Below are 14,534 nucleotides of genomic sequence, written 5' to 3'. Positions count from 1 at the left end.
GGGTGACCACTCAGGACTTCGCCACGTACATCGCGGGGCTGCCCCGCGTCCTCGCCGGTGCCGCCGCCCTGTTCCGGGACGCGGCGGGGCGGGTGCTGCTCGTCGAGCCCAACTACCGTGAGGGCTGGGCGCTTCCGGGCGGTACGGTCGAGTCCGACGACGGTGAGACCCCGCGCCAGGGCGCCCGCCGGGAGACGGCCGAGGAGATCGGCCTCGATGTGCCGCTCGGCCCGCTGCTCGCGGTGGACTGGGTGCACGGCACGGCCCGGCCGCCGCTGGTCGCCTATCTGTACGACGGTGGTGTCCTCGGCGAGGACGACTTCAAGGCGATCCGGCTCCAGGAGGAGGAGCTGCTGTCCTGGCGTCTGGTCCCGCGCGAGGAGCTCACCGGGTATCTGCCGGGCGCCCTGGGCCGCCGGGTGCTGGCCGCGCTGGACGTCCTCGCGGACGGCGGGGGCACGGCGGAGCTGGAGAACGGGCACCGGGCCGGCTGAGCCGGGCCCGGGTCAGCCCTCGACGTCCCGGGGCCGGGCGTCGACCTCGCGCAGCGCGTCGTCGCGTTCGGCGAGGCGGGCCTCGGTGCGGTGACCGCGCGCGATGTAGTCGCGGACGACGAGTTCGACGGCGTCCTGGGGGCTGCCTACGCCCGCCAGGACCATGGCTTCGACGACGAGTTCGGCGTCGAGCGAGACGGTGACCTTGGCCATGCGCGGACGCTACCACTGTCGGCGGCCCGGTGGCCCGAATATCCGTTCGCCGGGCTCCGGCCCCCGGCCTACCCTCGGTGCCATGGCCAAGCCCCTCGTCGCCCTCCTCACCGGCGCCGGTATCAGCACGGACTCCGGGATCCCGGACTACCGCGGGCCGAACGGACTGTGGCGGCGCGATCCGGACGCCGAGAAGCTCGTGACGTACGCCTATTACATGGGCGACCCGGAGATCCGTCGGCGCTCCTGGGAGATGCGGCGCGAGAACCGCACGCTGCGGGCGGAGCCGAACGCCGCGCACCACGCGGTCGCCGAGCTGGAGCGGTCCGGGGTGCCGGTCAGGGTGATCACGCAGAACGTGGACGGGCTGCACCAGCTCGCCGGGATGCCGGCGCGCAAGGTGCTCGAACTGCACGGTTCCGCGCGCGGTGTGGTGTGCACCGGGTGCCATGCCCGCGGGCCGATGGAGGACGCCCTGGCCCGGGTCGAGGCCGGTGAGGAGGATCCGCCGTGCCTGACGTGCGGGGGGATCCTGAAGTCGGCCACGGTGATGTTCGGCGAGCGGCTCGACCCGGTGGTGCTGGGGGAGGCGGTCTCGATCGCCAAGGCCTGCCAGGTGTTCATCGCGGTCGGCAGCAGCCTCCAGGTGCAGCCCGCGGCGGGCCTCGCCGGGGTCGCCGCCGACCACGGGGCACGGCTCGTCATCGTGAACGCCGAGCCGACCCCGTACGACGCACGCGCCGACGAGGTGATCCGGGAGCCGATCGGCACCGCGCTGCCGGAACTGCTGCGCGGGCTCGGCCGGTAGCCCAGAATGCGATCATGACCTCTGCCATCCGACATGTGACGGTCGACTCCGCCGACGCCTATCGGCTCGCCTCCTTCTGGTCCCGGGTGCTCGGGCTGCCCGTGCACGAGGACGACAAGCCGGGCGACGAGGACGCGCTGATCGAGGGGGCGGGGCTGCTGTTCGTCACGGTGCCGGACCCCAAGACGGTGAAGAACCGGGTGCATCTGGACCTGCGGCCCACGGACCGTACCCGGGACGAGGAGGTCGAGCGGGTCCTCGCCCTCGGCGCCACCCTGGTCGACGACCGCCGCACCCCGGACGGCAAGGGCTGGGTGGTCCTCGCCGATCCGGAGGGCAACGAGTTCTGCGTGGAGCGCGGCGCCGCGGAGCGGGCGGGCGAGGCCGGGGCCTAGAACAGGGCCGCGCCGCTTTCGAAGCCGAGCAGTTGTTCCTTGCGGGCCAGACCGCCGCCGTAGCCGGTGAGGCTGCCGTTGGCTCCCACGACACGGTGGCAGGGGATGATGATGCCGATCGGGTTCCTGCCGTTGGCGAGTCCGACCGCGCGGGAGGCGGCGGGGTTGCCGAGGGCGTCGGCCAGTTGGCCGTAGGAGCGGGTCTCGCCGTAGGGGATCGTGCGGAGTTGGTCCCAGACTCGGCGCTGGAACGGGGTTCCCTTCAGGCGCAGTTCGAGGGTGAACTCCTTCAACTCGCCCGCGAAATAGGCCGCCAGCTGCTCCTGCGCGGCGCGGAACGCGGTGTCGTCGCGGTGGCCGAAGGTCTCCTCGGGTGGTCGGTGGCGCTGCTCGGTCATGTAGAGGCCGCACAGGACACCGTCGTCGGCGACCAGGGTGAGCAGGCCGTAGGGGCTGTCGATCACGGTGTGCTGGTACATGGAACGTCCTTAGACCGGGAGGAAGTTGATCGGGTGGCTGTCGGTCGCCCACAGGTACTGGACGGCGTACGCCCGCCAGGGCCGCCAGGCGGCGGCGCGTGCGGTGAGCGCGGCGGGGGTGGAGGGCAGGCCCAACCCGCCTGCCGCGCGGCGGATTCCGAGGTCGGTGGGGAGGAAGGCGTCGGGGTCGCCGAGGGCGCGCATCGCGATGACGTCGGCCGTCCAGGGGCCGAAGCCGGGCAGGGCGAGCAGCCGGGCGCGGGCCTGACCCCAGTCGCTCTCCACTCCCAGGTGGAGTGATCCGTCGGCGAGTCGGCCCACCAGGGCGGTGAGCGTCGTGCGGCGGGTGCGCGGCATCGCCAGGGACTCCGGGTCCACCGCCGCCAGCGCCTCGGGCGCCGGGAAGAGGTGGGTGAGGCCGCCCTCGGGGTCGTCGACCGGTTCGCCGTGCGCGGTGACCAGCCGGGCCGCGTGGGTGCGGGCCGCGGCGGTGGAGACCTGCTGGCCGAGGACCGCCCGTACGGCGAACTCCGCCTCGTCGACCGTGCGCGGGACACGCCGTCCGGGGGCCTTGGCGACCAGCGGCGCGAGCAGGTCGTCCCTGCCGAGCTGCTCGTCGACGGCGACCGGATCGGCGTCCAGGTCGAGCAGGCGGCGGCAGCGGCTGATGGCGACGGGCAGGTCGCGCAGATCGCTGAGGGTGAGCCGGCAGCCGATGTGGTCGGGCTTCGGGGTGAGGGAGACGATGCCGTGGCCGTAGGGCAGGCGCAGGGTGCGCCGGTAGGCGCCGTCACGCCACTCCTCCACGCCCGGTACGGCGGTCGCGGCGAGGTGGCCGAAGAGGTTGTCGGGGTTGAGGGGCGCGCGGAACGGCAGCCGGAGGCCGAGGACGCCCGGGGTGTGCCCCGGGGTGCTGCGGGGTGCGCGGGCGCGCAGGTCGCCCGGGGCGAGGGCGAAGACCTCGCGCACGGTGTCGTTGAAGGTACGGATCGAGGAGAACCCGGCGGCGAAGGCGATCTGCGCCATCGGCAGCGGCGTCGTCTCGATCAACAGGCGGGCGGTCTGGGCGCGTTGGGCGCGGGCCAGGGCGAGGGGGCCCGCGCCCAGTTCGGCGAGGAGCTGGCGTTCGACCTGCCGGGTGCTGTAGCCGAGCCGGGCGGCGAGGCCAGGCACGCCCTCACGGTCCACCACGCCGTCGGCGATCAGCCGCATGGCGCGGGCCACCAGGTCGGCGCGCCGGTTCCACTCCGGGGAGCCGGGGCTGGCGTCCGGGCGGCACCGCTTGCAGGCCCGGAAGCCGGCCTGCTGACAGGCGGCCGCGCTCGGGTGGAACACCATGTTCTCCGGCTTGGGCGCGACCACCGGACAGCTGGGCCGGCAGTAGATCCCGGTGGTCAGGACCGCGGTGTAGAACCATCCGTCGAAGCGCGCGTCCTTGGCCTGGACGGCCCGTACGCAGTGCTCGGTCTCGGTGTGCATCCCCTTCTGCATGCGTCCAGCATCGAGCACGCGCCGGGGGAAGGCTGGCGAGAATCCGACATCAACCTCGGCGGTCCTGGGTCCATGCCGATTCACGCAGGAGCCGCAGTCCGTTGAGGCCGACCAGCACGGTCGAGCCCTCGTGGCCGGCCACGCCGAGCGGCAGCGGAAGGTGTCCGATCAGGTCCCACAGGACCAGGCCGGTGATGAAGACCCCCGCGATGACCAGATTCTGCACCACCAGCCGCCGGGCGGCCCGGGACAGCCGTACCACCGCGGGCACGGTCGTCAGCTCGTCGCGCACGATCACCGCGTCCGCGGTCTCCAGGGCCAGGTCGGAGCCCGCGCGGCCCATGGCGATGCCGGAGTGGGCGGCGGCGAGGGCGGGGGCGTCGTTGACGCCGTCGCCGACGAAGAGCACCTTGCGGCCCTTCCGCTGCAGCTCGCGTACGGCGTCGACCTTGTCCTCGGGGAGCAGTCCCGCACGGACGTCGGTGAGGCCGGTGGCCTCGGCGACCCGGGCGGCGGCACCGGCGTGGTCGCCGGTGAGCAGGACGGGGGCGGTGCCGGTCAGGGCGGTGAGGGCGGCCGTGGTGGCGGGGGCCTCGGCGCGCAGGCGGTCGGTGAGCGCGAGGGTGCCGACCGGCTGACCGTCGCGGTGCACCTGGACGACGGTCGCGTCGCTGTCGGCCTCGGCGCGGCCCACGCTCACCTGGCGCCCGTCGACGGTGGCGGTGACGCCCTGTCCGGGGATCGCGGTGAAGTCCTCGGCGGGCGCGAGGGAGAGGCCCCGGCCGCGGGCGGCGGCGACGATCGCGCGGGCCAGCGGATGCTCGCTGGGGTGCTCGGCGGAGGCGGCGAGCGCGAGCAGGGCGTCCTCGTCCAGGCCGGACTCCGGCAGCGGACGGACCCCGGTCACCTCGGGGGCGCCTTCGGTGAGGGTGCCGGTCTTGTCGAGGGCGGTGGTGTCGATCTCGCCGAGGCGTTCCATCGCGACGGCCGACTTGACCAGGACGCCGTGCCGGCCCGCGTTGGCGATGGCGGACAGCAGCGGCGGCATGGTCGCCAGGACCACCGCGCACGGCGAGGCGACGATCATGAAGGTCATCGCGCGCAGCAGGGCGTCGGTGAGTTCGGCCCCGAAGGCGAGGGGGACGCCGAAGACCGCGAGGGTGGCGAGCACCATGCCCACGGCATAGCGCTGCTCGATCTTCTCGATGAACAGCTGGGTCGGCGCCTTGGTGCGGGACGCCTCCTCGACGAGGGTGACGATCCGGGCGATCACCGAGTCGGCGGGGTCACGCTCGACCCGGACGCGCAGGGCGCCGGCGCCGTTGAGGGTGCCCGCGAAGACGTCGTCGCCGGGGCGCTTGAGGACCGGGAGGGGCTCGCCGGTGATGGTGGCCTCGTCGGCCTCGCTGGTGCCGTCGAGGACCCGGCCGTCGGCGCCGATGCGTTCGCCGGGGCGGATCAACAGCACGTCACCGACGCCGAGTTCGGCGGTCGGTACGGTCTCCTCGCCCGCCTCGGTGACCCGGGTCGCGGTGGTCGGCGCGAGGTCGAGCAGGCCGCGCACGGAGTCGGCGGTGCGGGCGGTGGCCAGGGCCTCCAGGGCGCCGGAGGTGGCGAAGATGACGATCAGCAGGGCGCCGTCGAGGACCTGCCCGATCGCGGCGGCGCCGAGGGCCGCGACGATCATCAGCAGATCGACGTCGAGGGTCTTCTCGCGCAGCGCTCGGAGCCCTTCGAGCGCGGGCTCCCAGCCGCCGGTGACGTAGGCGACGGAGTACAGCGGGCCGTAGGCCCAGGCGGGGGCGCCGGTCAGGTCGAGGGCGAGGCCGAGCAGGAAGGCGACGGTCGCGGCGAGCGCCCAGCGGGCCTCGGGCAGGGCGAGGATCCGGGTACGGCGGCGGGGGGCCGCCGGGGCGGATGCGGGGGCGTGGGCGGGGGCGAGTGCGGTGGACACGCGGGCCACCATACAGGAACACATGAAGACTCATTCATCTGTTCATGTGTGGTGAGTAGGATACGCCCATGGGTCATGGAGCCGTCACCACCACCGCGGATGAGCGCGTACGCCTGGACGCGGACAATGTCGCGAAGGTGGCGACCACCCTCCAGGCCCTGTCCACCCCCTCCCGCCTGCTGATCCTGGCGCGGCTGCGCGAAGGACCGCTGCCGGCCACCGAGTTGGCCGCGGAGGTGGGCATGGAGCAGTCCGCCTGCTCGCACCAGCTGCGGCTGTTGCGCAATCTGGGCCTGGTGGTGGGTGAGCGGCGCGGCCGGTCGGTCGTGTACGCGCTGCACGACCACCATGTCGCCGAACTCCTCGACCAGGCCGTCTATCACGTGGAGCATCTGCGGCTGGGGATCAGTGACGCCACGGAGTGAGGGTCACGTCGTGGCCTCGTCCTCGGCCACGACGTCGACGATGTCCTCGGCCACGAAGTCGACGATCGCGAGCGCGAAGAGCAGGGTGAGCGCCAGGCCGACGACGACCCAGCCGGTCGGATAGGGCCACAGCACGAACGCCAGCACCGCCGCGGCCACCAGCAGCCAGGAGATCCAGGCGCGGTGCCGGTGGACGTAACGGCCCGCCCGGCCGGTGCGCAGACCCGCCCGGTCGGCGGTGGCGCGGGCGGCGCCGATGCCCGCGTGCCACATCTGCCGCAGGAACCGGGCGCGGCGGCCGGGGCCGGTGAGCCAGGCGGCGAGGGCGACGACCACGCCGAGGGCGAGCGCCACGCGGATGGCGGTGCGCAGGTAGCGGACCATGGTGTTGTACACGGCCTCGGCGGCGGGCTGCGAGATGCCGGAGGGCAGGGCGTCGAGGTACACGATGCGGAAGACGGTCAGGGCGATGCCGAGCAGGCCCGCCGCGACGGCGAAGCCGAGCGCGCCCGCGATCAGGGCCCGGCGGCGGTGCGTGGCCAACAGGACCCCGCCCGCGATCAGCAGCGCGGAGACGATCGGGAGCCAGAATCCGGTGAGCTGCAGCAGCCGGAACCCGGTACGGGCCTGGCCGATGTCCTCCGACGTGATGACCGTGAAGTCGGTGTGGATCTCGGGGATCTTCCCCGCGACCGTCAGGCCGTCGTCGACGAGTCGCTTCTTGACCTCTTCGACGACCGGACCGAGGTCGATGGTCACCGCGTCGCCCTCCACCTTCACCGCGCCGCCGCCCTCGCCGGTCAGCGCCTTGACGACGGCCTTGTGGACCCGGCGGTTGGACTCGGCCCAGATGCGGTCGAAGGTGTCCGAGGCGATGACCGCCTGTGCCTTGTCGTGCACAAAGCTGCGGACCGCGTCCTCCAGCGAACCGCCCAGCTTTCCCAGGGCCTTCTCCACCAGCGGCCGGTCCGCGACCGGGGTCTGCGACAGCAGCGCCTTCAGGTCGAGGTGGGCCATCACGGCATCGCTGACCCGCCCCGCCACGGCGTTCTGGACGTCCCGGTCACGCGCGAGGGGTTCGACCGTGTCGACGTAGCGGTCGCTGTCCCGCGTGATGTCGGCGGTCCACGCCGCGAGGGCGCCCAGCGGGGTGAGGATGCAGCCCAGGACGACGAGCAGGGCGGCGAGCAGCGACTTGACGCGGTGCCGTCGCGGACGCACGGCGCGCTCGGCCTCCAGCGCCTCGACTCGCGCCCGCAGCCGCTCCAGCTCCGCCTCAGGCTCCAGCGGCAGCTCCCCGTCGCCCGCCATACCGGTCTCCCTCCTCTGCCCTGGGGTCAGCAGACCCCGGGGGGCGGGAGGGCGGCGACCGTGGCACGCCGTCCGGGTGAGGCGGGAGGGGCGGGCCGGTGATACCGGCTGGACTCGGGCTGCCTGTTCCGGGTGGGCGTTGATCGCGCGGTGCGCCCGGAGGGTCAGGGGTGTCAGGCCGGTAGAGGTGTTCCGGGAGGGTGGGCGCCGTGCTCCGGGAGGGCCAGGTGGTCAGGGGAGTTGGGCGGTGAACGCCTCGTAGGCCCGTTCGTCGAACAGGACGAACGTCACCTCCTCGACCTCCGTCGGCGTCGTCCGGACCGTCTCGACCGCGATCCGGGCCGCGTCCGCCATGGGCCAGCGGTAGACGCCGGTGGAGATGGCCGGGAAGGCGACGGTGCGGGCGCCCAGTTCGTCGGCCACGGCCAGGGATGCGCGGTAGCAGGAGGCGAGGAGGCCGGAGCGGTCCTCCGTGGCGCTGAAGACGGGGCCGACGGTGTGGATCACCCAGCGGGCGTCCAGGTCCCCGGCCGTGGTGGCGACCGCCCGGCCCGTGGGCAGGCCCCTGCCGTACCGGGAGGCGCGCAGCTTGCGGCACTCCTCCAGGATCGCGGGTCCGCCCCGGCGGTGGATCGCGCCGTCCACTCCGCCCCCGCCGAGCAGGGAGGAGTTGGCGGCGTTGACGATCGCGTCGGCGCTCTGGCGGGTGATGTCGCCCTGGACCAGCGTGAGGGTGGTCATGTCTGCCTCAGCCTCCTCCACACGGCCTTCGCCGCGTTGTGTCCCGACATCCCGTGCACCCCGGGTCCGGGCGGGGTGGCGGAGGAACAGATGAAGACCGCCGGATGCGGAGTGCCGTAGGGGAACAGGGAGATCTTGGGCCGCAGCACGAGTTGGAGTCCGGAGGCCGCGCCGGAACCGATGTCGCCGCCCACGTAGTTGGCGTTGCGCGCGGCGAGCTCGGGGGGTCCTGCCGTGGCGCGGGCGAGGACACGGTCGCGGAAACCCGGGGCGTAGCGCTCCAGTTGGCGTTCCATCACGTCCGTGAGGTCGCCGGTCCAGCCGTTGGGCACATGGGCGTACGCCCAGAACACCTGCTTGCCCTCCGGGGCCCGGCTCGGGTCCACGAGACTCGGCTGGGCCGTGATCATGAACGGCCGCTCGGGCGCCCGGCCCTCCCGGGAGGCGGCGCGCAGCGCGGCGCCGATCTCCGCGCTGTCGGCGCCGATCTGCACGGTCCCCGCGCGGCGGGCCTCCGGCGCGGTCCATGGGACCGGTCCGTCCAGCGCATAGTCGATCTTGAAGACGCCCGCGCCGTACCGGTAGGTGTCGTAGTAGCGGCCGAGCCCCGCGATCCGGGCCAGGGCGGTGGGCGAGGTGTCGAAGACGTACGCGCGCGCGGGCGGCAGGTCGTCGAGCCGCTTGACCTCGTAGTCGGTGTGGATCGCGCCGCCGAGGTCCCGCAGATACGCGGCCAGCGCGTCCGAGATCGACTGGGAGCCGCCCCGGGCCACCGGCCAGCCGCGGGCGTGCGCGGCCAGGGCGAAGACCAGGCCCACGGCGCTGGTGGCGAAGCCGTTCAGCGGGGCCATCACATGGGCGACCAGACCGGCGAACAGGGTCTTGGCGCGCTCCCCCTGGAAGCGGCGGGTCTGCCAGGTCGACGGCGGCAGGCCCGCGAGGCCGAAGCGGGCGAGCGTGACCGGATCGCGGGGCAGCGCGGTCAGCGGCAGGGACATGAAGTCCCGGAGCAGGGTGTCCCAGCGCGGCAGGAACGGCTGGACCAGCCTGCGGTACGCCCCCGCGTCCCGCGCGCCGAACGAGGCGGCCGTCTCCCCGACCGAGCGGGAGAGCACGGCGGCGGTGCCGTCGGGGAACGGGTGCGCCATGGGCAGGTCGGCGTCCAGCCACCGCAGGCCGTACCGCTCCAGGGGAAGGGCCCGGAACGCCGGGGAGTTGGCGCCGAGCGGATGCACCGCCGAGCACGGGTCGTGGCGGAACCCGGGGAGGGTGAGCTCCTCGGTGCGGGCTCCCCCGCCGACGGTGTCACGCGCCTCGAACAGGGCGACGGAGAAGCCGCGGCGGGCCAGCTCCACGGCAGCGGTCAGTCCGTTCGGCCCCGCACCCACCACTACCGCGTCGAGCATCGACGGCACCTTCGGACTCCTTTGTCAGCCGATGGCCATGCGAGGTCAGGATATGCCGGGCCCGCCCACGGGCAGGGCCGGGCCCACCGGATCGCGCCGCTCGGTGGTCAGGGCGCCGCTCGCCCCAGAAGCTCCCGCACCTGCCTCGCCGTGGCCGCGTCCCGCGCCGCCGTGAACGGCAGGGCGTTGCCGCCGGTGATGCGGAACGGCTCGCCGGTCAGGGTGAGATGGGCGCCACCCGCCTCCTCCACGAGCAGCAGGCCCGCCGCGTGGTCCCAGGCCGCTTCCCAGCTGAACGCGACCGCGTCCGACTCGCCCCGCGCGACGGCCAGGTACTCCAGGCCCGCCGAGCCGCAGGCACGCGGCGCCACACCCTCGCTCCACAGGCCGAGCAGGGCGTGCTTCTGCTCGTCGGTGGTGTAGTCCGGGTGGGATGTCGCCACCCGCAGATCGCGGCCCGCATCCGGCGCACCGGAGTGCAGCCGCTCGCCGTCGAGCCAGGCGCCCCGGCCGCGTATCGCGGTGGCCAGCTGGTCGCGGGCCGGCGCGTAGGTCCAGGAGGCGAGCAGCTCGCCGCCCTGGGCCAGCGCGACGAGGGTGCAGAATCCGGGGTCGCCGTGGACGAACTGGCGGGTGCCGTCGACGGGGTCGACGATCCAGACGGGCGCCTCGCCCTGTATCGCCTCGTAGGTCGCGGGGTTGGCGTGCACCGCCTCCTCGCCGACCACGACGGAGCCGGGCAGCAGCGTGCCGAGCGCCTCGGTGAGGTACTGCTCGGCCCTGCGGTCGGCGTCCGTCACCAGGTCGTGCGGTCCGCTCTTCTGGTCGACTTCGTGCGCGGCGAGCTTCCGCCAGCGCGGCACTATCTCCCGAGCGGCGGCCTGGCGGACTGCTTCCTCCACGTCAGAGGCGTGCCGAGCGAGAAACTCGTCGATGGTTTCCGTGTCTACGATCATGTCTCCATGAGAGCACGCCCCACTGACAATCCCCGCCCCGCCAGTAAAAACCGGGTGGAATCAGCGTGAACAGGCAGATTCGCACGGGGCATCCCGAATCGGCGTGAATACGTCGGTTGATGACGGGCCTCCCCCGGCCGTCACCGTCCCACGGCGTACCCCTGCATCCCCCGCGGATTGGCCGCCGCCGACAGCACCCCCGTATGCGGATCCCGTGCGACCGCGCACAGCCGCCCCTCCGACCAGGGCTCGCCGACCGTCACCCGGTGTCCCCGCCCGATCAGGTCCTCGATCACGTCCGCAGCCATGCGCGACTCGACGGTCACGCTGCCCGGCCGCATCCCGCGCGGGAAGAAGGAGCCGGGGAAGCTGTCGTTGTGCCAGTTCGGGGCGTCGATCGCGCCCTGGAGGTCGAGGCCGCCGCGCACCGGCCCGCGCAGCGCCACCGCCAGGAAGAAGTGCAGCTGCCACTGGTCCTGCTGATCGCCGCCGGGCGTACCGAAGGCCAGGACCGCCTCCCCGTCGCGCAGGGCGAGCGAGGGCGAGAGCGTGGTGCGCGGGCGACGCCCCGGGGTCAGCGAGGCGGGCAGTCCCTCCTCCAGCCAGGTCATCTGGAGCCGGCTGCCGAGCGGGAAACCCAGTTCGGGCACGACGGGGTTGGACTGGAGCCAGCCGCCGCTGGGCGTGGCCGAGACCATGTTGCCCCAGCGGTCGACGACGTCCAGGTGGCAGGTGTCGCCCCGGGTGGCCCCGTCCCCGCCCACCTGGGGCTCGCCGGGTACGGGTGAGGCCGAGTGCCGGGCGACCGTGGGCTCACCTGCGCCGGGTGCCGGGAGGGAGGCGTCGTCGAGCACCACGCGCGCGTGCGCCGCCAGCCTGGGCTCCCGACCGCCGGGACTGCCGGGCCGCAGTTCGTGGGAGGCGCCGGCGCCCACGAGCGCCCGCCGGTGCGCGTTGTACCGCGCGGACAGCAGCTCCCCGACCGGTACCTCGCCCGCGTCCCCGTACCAGGCCTCCCGGTCGGCCATGGCGAGCTTGCAGCCCTCGATCAGCAGGTGGACGTAGTCGGCGGAGCCGTAGGGCGGCAGCTCGGCGGGGAGCAGCGCGAGCTGCTGGAGCAGCACCGGGCCCTGGCTCCAGGGGCCGGCCTTGCACAGCGTCCAGCCGTTCCAGTCGTACGTCACCGGCGCCTCGTATGTCGCGGACCAGGCGGCCAGGTCGTCGGCGGTGAGGGTGCCGGTGTGGCGCTCGCCGCTGGTGTCCAGGGTGGGCCGCCGGGCCTGCCGGACGAGCGCCTCGGCGATGAATCCGGTGCGCCACACCTGGCGGGCCGCCTCGATCCGCGCCTCCCGGTCGCCGGCCCCTTCCACCTCGGCGAGCAGCCGCTTCCAGGTGGCGGCGAGGGCGGGGTTGCGGAACAGCCTTCCGGGGCGCGGCGGCGTGCCGTCCGGCAGGTACACGCGGGCCGACGACGTCCACTCCGTCTCGAACAGTTCCCGTACGGCCTCGACGGTGGCGCCGACGTTCTCCACGGGCGCGTGTCCGTGTTCGGCGTATCCGACGGCGTACTTGAGCACGTCGGCGAGGGACTTGGTGCCGTGGTCCCGCAGCAGGAGCATCCAGGCGTCGAAGGCGCCGGGCACCGCGGCGGCGAGCGGGCCGGTGCCCGGGACCAGGTCCAGGCCGAGTCCCCGGTAGTGCGCGACGGTCGCGCCGGCCGGGGTGACGCCCTGGCCGCACAGCACCCGCACCTCGCCGCCCGCCGGGGCGAGCAGGATCGGGACCTCGCCGGCCGGGCCGTTCAGGTGCGGCTCGACGACGTGCAGGACGAACGCCCCCGCCACGGCGGCGTCGTAGGCGTTGCCGTCGTCCTCCAGCACCGCCATCGCCGACTGGGAGGCCAGCCAGTGGGTGGTGGACACCATGCCGAAGGTGCCCTGGAGCGTGGGGCGGGAGGTGAACACGGGCGGGCTCCTCACTGCGCGGCTGCCGGTCGGGCGATCGTACGCGGGTCACTTCCCGGCGCGCGCTGCCGCCGGCCCCTGACTCATGTCTCGCCGCGCGCTGTCGCCGGCCCCGACTCAGTTCCCGCCACGCGCCGTCACCAGTCCCGACTCGTAGGCGAATACGACCAGTTGGGCGCGGTCGCGGGCGCCCAGTTTGGTCATGGCGCGGCTGACGTGGGTCTTGGCCGTGAAGGGGCTGATGACCATGTGCTCGGCGATCTCCTCGTTGCTCAGGCCGCGGGCGGCCAGCGCCGTCACCTCGCGTTCGCGGCGGGTGAGGCCCTCCAGGCCGGGAGCGGTGGCCCGGTCCGGGGGGCGGGCGACGAACTCGCCGATCAACGTGCGGGTCACCGACGGGGACAGCAGTGCCTCGCCGCGCGCCACGACCGCGATCGCCTGGAGCAGGTCGGCCGGTTCGGTGTCCTTCAGCAGAAAGCCGCTCGCGCCCGCGCGCAGCGCCTCGAAGACGTACTCGTCGTGGCCGTAGTTGGTGAGCATCACCACGCGGACGTCCGCGAGGGCGGGGTCGGCGGCGATCAGGCGGGTCGCCTCGATACCCGTCATCACCGGCATCTGTACGTCGATCAGGGCGATGTCGGGGGCTTGCGCGCGGACGAGGGCCACGCCCCGCTCCCCGTCGGCCGCCTCGCCGACCACCTCGATGCCGTCCTCGGCGTCCAGCAGGGCCCGGAACCCGGCCCGCATCAGCGCCTGGTCGTCGACCAGCGCCACCCTGATCATCCCGCCTCCCCCAGCGGCAGCTGCGCCCGCACCGAGAAGCCGCCCTCCGCGCGCGGGCCCGCGTGCAGCGTGCCGCCGAGGGCGGTGACGCGCTCCCGCATGCCGGTGAGCCCGATGCCGGGCACCGGCGGGCGGTCCGGGACGGCGTTGCCGTCGTCGTCCACCCGGATCGTCACGTCCTGCCGGCCGTAGGCGAGTTCCACGCTGACCTGTGCCTGTCCCGCGTGCCGTGCGGCGTTGGTGAGCGCCTCCTGGACGATGCGGTAGACGGCCCGGTCCACGGTCGCGGGCAGCGGGCGGGCGTCCCCGGTCACCGCCAGCTCGGCCGCGAGGCCCGCCGCCCGGGCCCGTTCCACCAGCAGCGCCGGGTCGCCGCCCGGCTCGTCGGTGCGCAGCACCTCCAGGGTGGCCCGCAGTTCGCGCATGGCCTCCCCGCTCGCCTCCTGGATGGCGAGCAGCGCGGGCGGCACCTCCTCGCCGCGCTTGCGGGCGAGGTGCACGGCGACGCCGGCCTGCAGCTTCACGATGGAGATGCTGTGGGTGAGCGAGTCGTGCAACTCTCTCGCTATCCGCAGGCGTTCCTCACCGGCCCGGCGCAGGGCGGCCTCCTCTCGGGTGCGCTCGGCCTCCACGGCGCGCTGTTCGGTCTGGCGCAGGTAGGCCTGCCAGTTGCGGTCGGCGAGCCCGGTCACCACCGCGCACAGGAACCAGCCCGCGAGCAGCGCGGACTTCTCCAGCACCTCCTGGGTGCCGGGTCCGGTGGCGAGGTGCGCGGCGAGGAAGCCCCCGGCCGCCGCCCCCGCGAGGGCCCGGTGCCCGACCCGGGCCGCCGTGTGCACGGCGCCGATGACGGGCAGGGCGGCCAGGGTTCCGGGCTGGGCGTGCAGCACGTAGGCGGCGCCGCTCACGGTGGCGACCGCCAGCACGGCCCGGGGCGCCGCCCGGTGGAACGCGAGCGCCGCACAGCCCGCGGCGGCGAGCGCGTAGTCCACGAGGGCCGCACCGGCGGCGGTGGCCAGCACCAGGGCGCCGACGACGACCGCCAGGGCCGCGTCGGCGAGCTGCGCGCGTGTGACCGTGATCCCGCTCATGACGGCACAGTAGACGCCCGCGC

The 14,534-nt window shown here is 74.1% G+C and carries 15 protein-coding genes; 4 read left to right on the top strand and 11 right to left on the bottom strand.

Features of this window, described 5'->3' with window-relative positions:
- The first annotated feature begins 2 nt into the window (after window positions 1–2).
- Complete coding sequence (locus tag ACFYW5_RS32570) at window positions 3–494, top strand: NUDIX domain-containing protein (RefSeq protein WP_389420728.1); 492 nt, start codon at window positions 3–5, stop codon at window positions 492–494.
- Between the two features lie 12 nt (window positions 495–506).
- Here the strand turns inward: ACFYW5_RS32570 and ACFYW5_RS32565 are convergent, their stop codons facing one another.
- Window positions 507–707, bottom strand: a complete 201-nt coding sequence (locus ACFYW5_RS32565) for a type II toxin-antitoxin system VapB family antitoxin (RefSeq protein ID WP_389420727.1) — start codon at window positions 705–707, stop codon at window positions 507–509.
- An 82-nt stretch (window positions 708–789) separates the two neighbouring features.
- Between ACFYW5_RS32565 and ACFYW5_RS32560 the strand changes: the two genes are divergently transcribed.
- Window positions 790–1,515 carry an NAD-dependent deacetylase gene (locus ACFYW5_RS32560; RefSeq protein WP_389420726.1) on the top strand — a complete coding sequence of 242 codons (726 nt, stop codon included), beginning with the start codon at window positions 790–792 and terminating at the stop codon, window positions 1,513–1,515.
- Between the two features lie 14 nt (window positions 1,516–1,529).
- On the top strand, window positions 1,530–1,910 hold the full coding sequence (locus ACFYW5_RS32555; protein WP_389420725.1) for a VOC family protein: 381 nt from the start codon (window positions 1,530–1,532) through the stop codon (window positions 1,908–1,910).
- On the opposite strand, the gene ACFYW5_RS32550 is transcribed toward ACFYW5_RS32555, so the two are convergent.
- From ACFYW5_RS32550 to ACFYW5_RS32540, 3 genes are read right to left on the bottom strand one after another with little or no spacing between them, the layout of a single operon-like run.
- Window positions 1,907–2,389 (bottom strand): methylated-DNA--[protein]-cysteine S-methyltransferase, encoded by a 483-nt coding sequence (locus ACFYW5_RS32550; RefSeq protein WP_389420724.1) that lies wholly within the window; start codon window positions 2,387–2,389, stop codon window positions 1,907–1,909. The genes ACFYW5_RS32555 and ACFYW5_RS32550 overlap by 4 nt on opposite strands.
- Before the next feature lie 9 nt (window positions 2,390–2,398).
- A complete protein-coding gene (locus ACFYW5_RS32545) occupies window positions 2,399–3,880 on the bottom strand; it encodes an AlkA N-terminal domain-containing protein (RefSeq protein WP_389420723.1) in 1,482 nt (493 codons plus the stop codon).
- A gap of 49 nt (window positions 3,881–3,929) precedes the next feature.
- On the bottom strand, window positions 3,930–5,846 hold the full coding sequence (locus ACFYW5_RS32540; RefSeq protein ID WP_389420722.1) for a heavy metal translocating P-type ATPase: 1,917 nt from the start codon (window positions 5,844–5,846) through the stop codon (window positions 3,930–3,932).
- 56 nt (window positions 5,847–5,902) lie between these two features.
- On the opposite strand from ACFYW5_RS32540, the gene ACFYW5_RS32535 reads away from it, so the two are divergent.
- Window positions 5,903–6,259, top strand: a complete 357-nt coding sequence (locus ACFYW5_RS32535; protein ID WP_389420721.1) for an ArsR/SmtB family transcription factor — start codon at window positions 5,903–5,905, stop codon at window positions 6,257–6,259.
- Between the two features lie 3 nt (window positions 6,260–6,262).
- Here ACFYW5_RS32535 and ACFYW5_RS32530 read toward each other — a convergent pair whose 3' ends face one another.
- The 7 genes from ACFYW5_RS32530 to ACFYW5_RS32500 form a co-directional block, all read right to left on the bottom strand.
- Window positions 6,263–7,570 (bottom strand): hypothetical protein, encoded by a 1,308-nt coding sequence (locus tag ACFYW5_RS32530; RefSeq protein WP_389420720.1) that lies wholly within the window; start codon window positions 7,568–7,570, stop codon window positions 6,263–6,265.
- A gap of 231 nt (window positions 7,571–7,801) precedes the next feature.
- Window positions 7,802–8,311, bottom strand: a complete 510-nt coding sequence (locus ACFYW5_RS32525; protein WP_389420719.1) for an O-acetyl-ADP-ribose deacetylase — start codon at window positions 8,309–8,311, stop codon at window positions 7,802–7,804.
- A complete protein-coding gene (locus ACFYW5_RS32520) occupies window positions 8,308–9,717 on the bottom strand; it encodes a phytoene desaturase family protein (protein WP_389420718.1) in 1,410 nt (469 codons plus the stop codon). The genes ACFYW5_RS32525 and ACFYW5_RS32520 overlap by 4 nt, the downstream gene beginning before the upstream one ends.
- 107 nt (window positions 9,718–9,824) lie before the next feature.
- Window positions 9,825–10,673, bottom strand: a complete 849-nt coding sequence (locus ACFYW5_RS32515) for an inositol monophosphatase family protein (protein WP_389420717.1) — start codon at window positions 10,671–10,673, stop codon at window positions 9,825–9,827.
- 140 nt (window positions 10,674–10,813) lie between these two features.
- Window positions 10,814–12,637, bottom strand: coding sequence for a gamma-glutamyltransferase family protein (locus ACFYW5_RS32510; RefSeq protein ID WP_389420716.1), 1,824 nt, complete (start codon window positions 12,635–12,637; stop codon window positions 10,814–10,816).
- Between the two features lie 117 nt (window positions 12,638–12,754).
- Window positions 12,755–13,420 (bottom strand): response regulator, encoded by a 666-nt coding sequence (locus tag ACFYW5_RS32505; RefSeq protein ID WP_389420715.1) that lies wholly within the window; start codon window positions 13,418–13,420, stop codon window positions 12,755–12,757.
- Window positions 13,417–14,511: a sensor histidine kinase gene (locus ACFYW5_RS32500; protein ID WP_389420714.1), complete on the bottom strand. Its 1,095-nt coding sequence runs from the start codon at window positions 14,509–14,511 to the stop codon at window positions 13,417–13,419. Before ACFYW5_RS32500 ends, ACFYW5_RS32505 begins: the two co-directional genes overlap by 4 nt.
- Between the last annotated feature and the right edge of the window lie 23 nt (window positions 14,512–14,534).

The sequence above is a fragment of the Streptomyces sp. NPDC002779 genome (assembly GCF_042888685.1).
In the GTDB taxonomy this organism is placed as follows: domain Bacteria; phylum Actinomycetota; class Actinomycetes; order Streptomycetales; family Streptomycetaceae; genus Streptomyces.
This window is presented reverse-complemented; position numbering and strand designations above follow the sequence as displayed.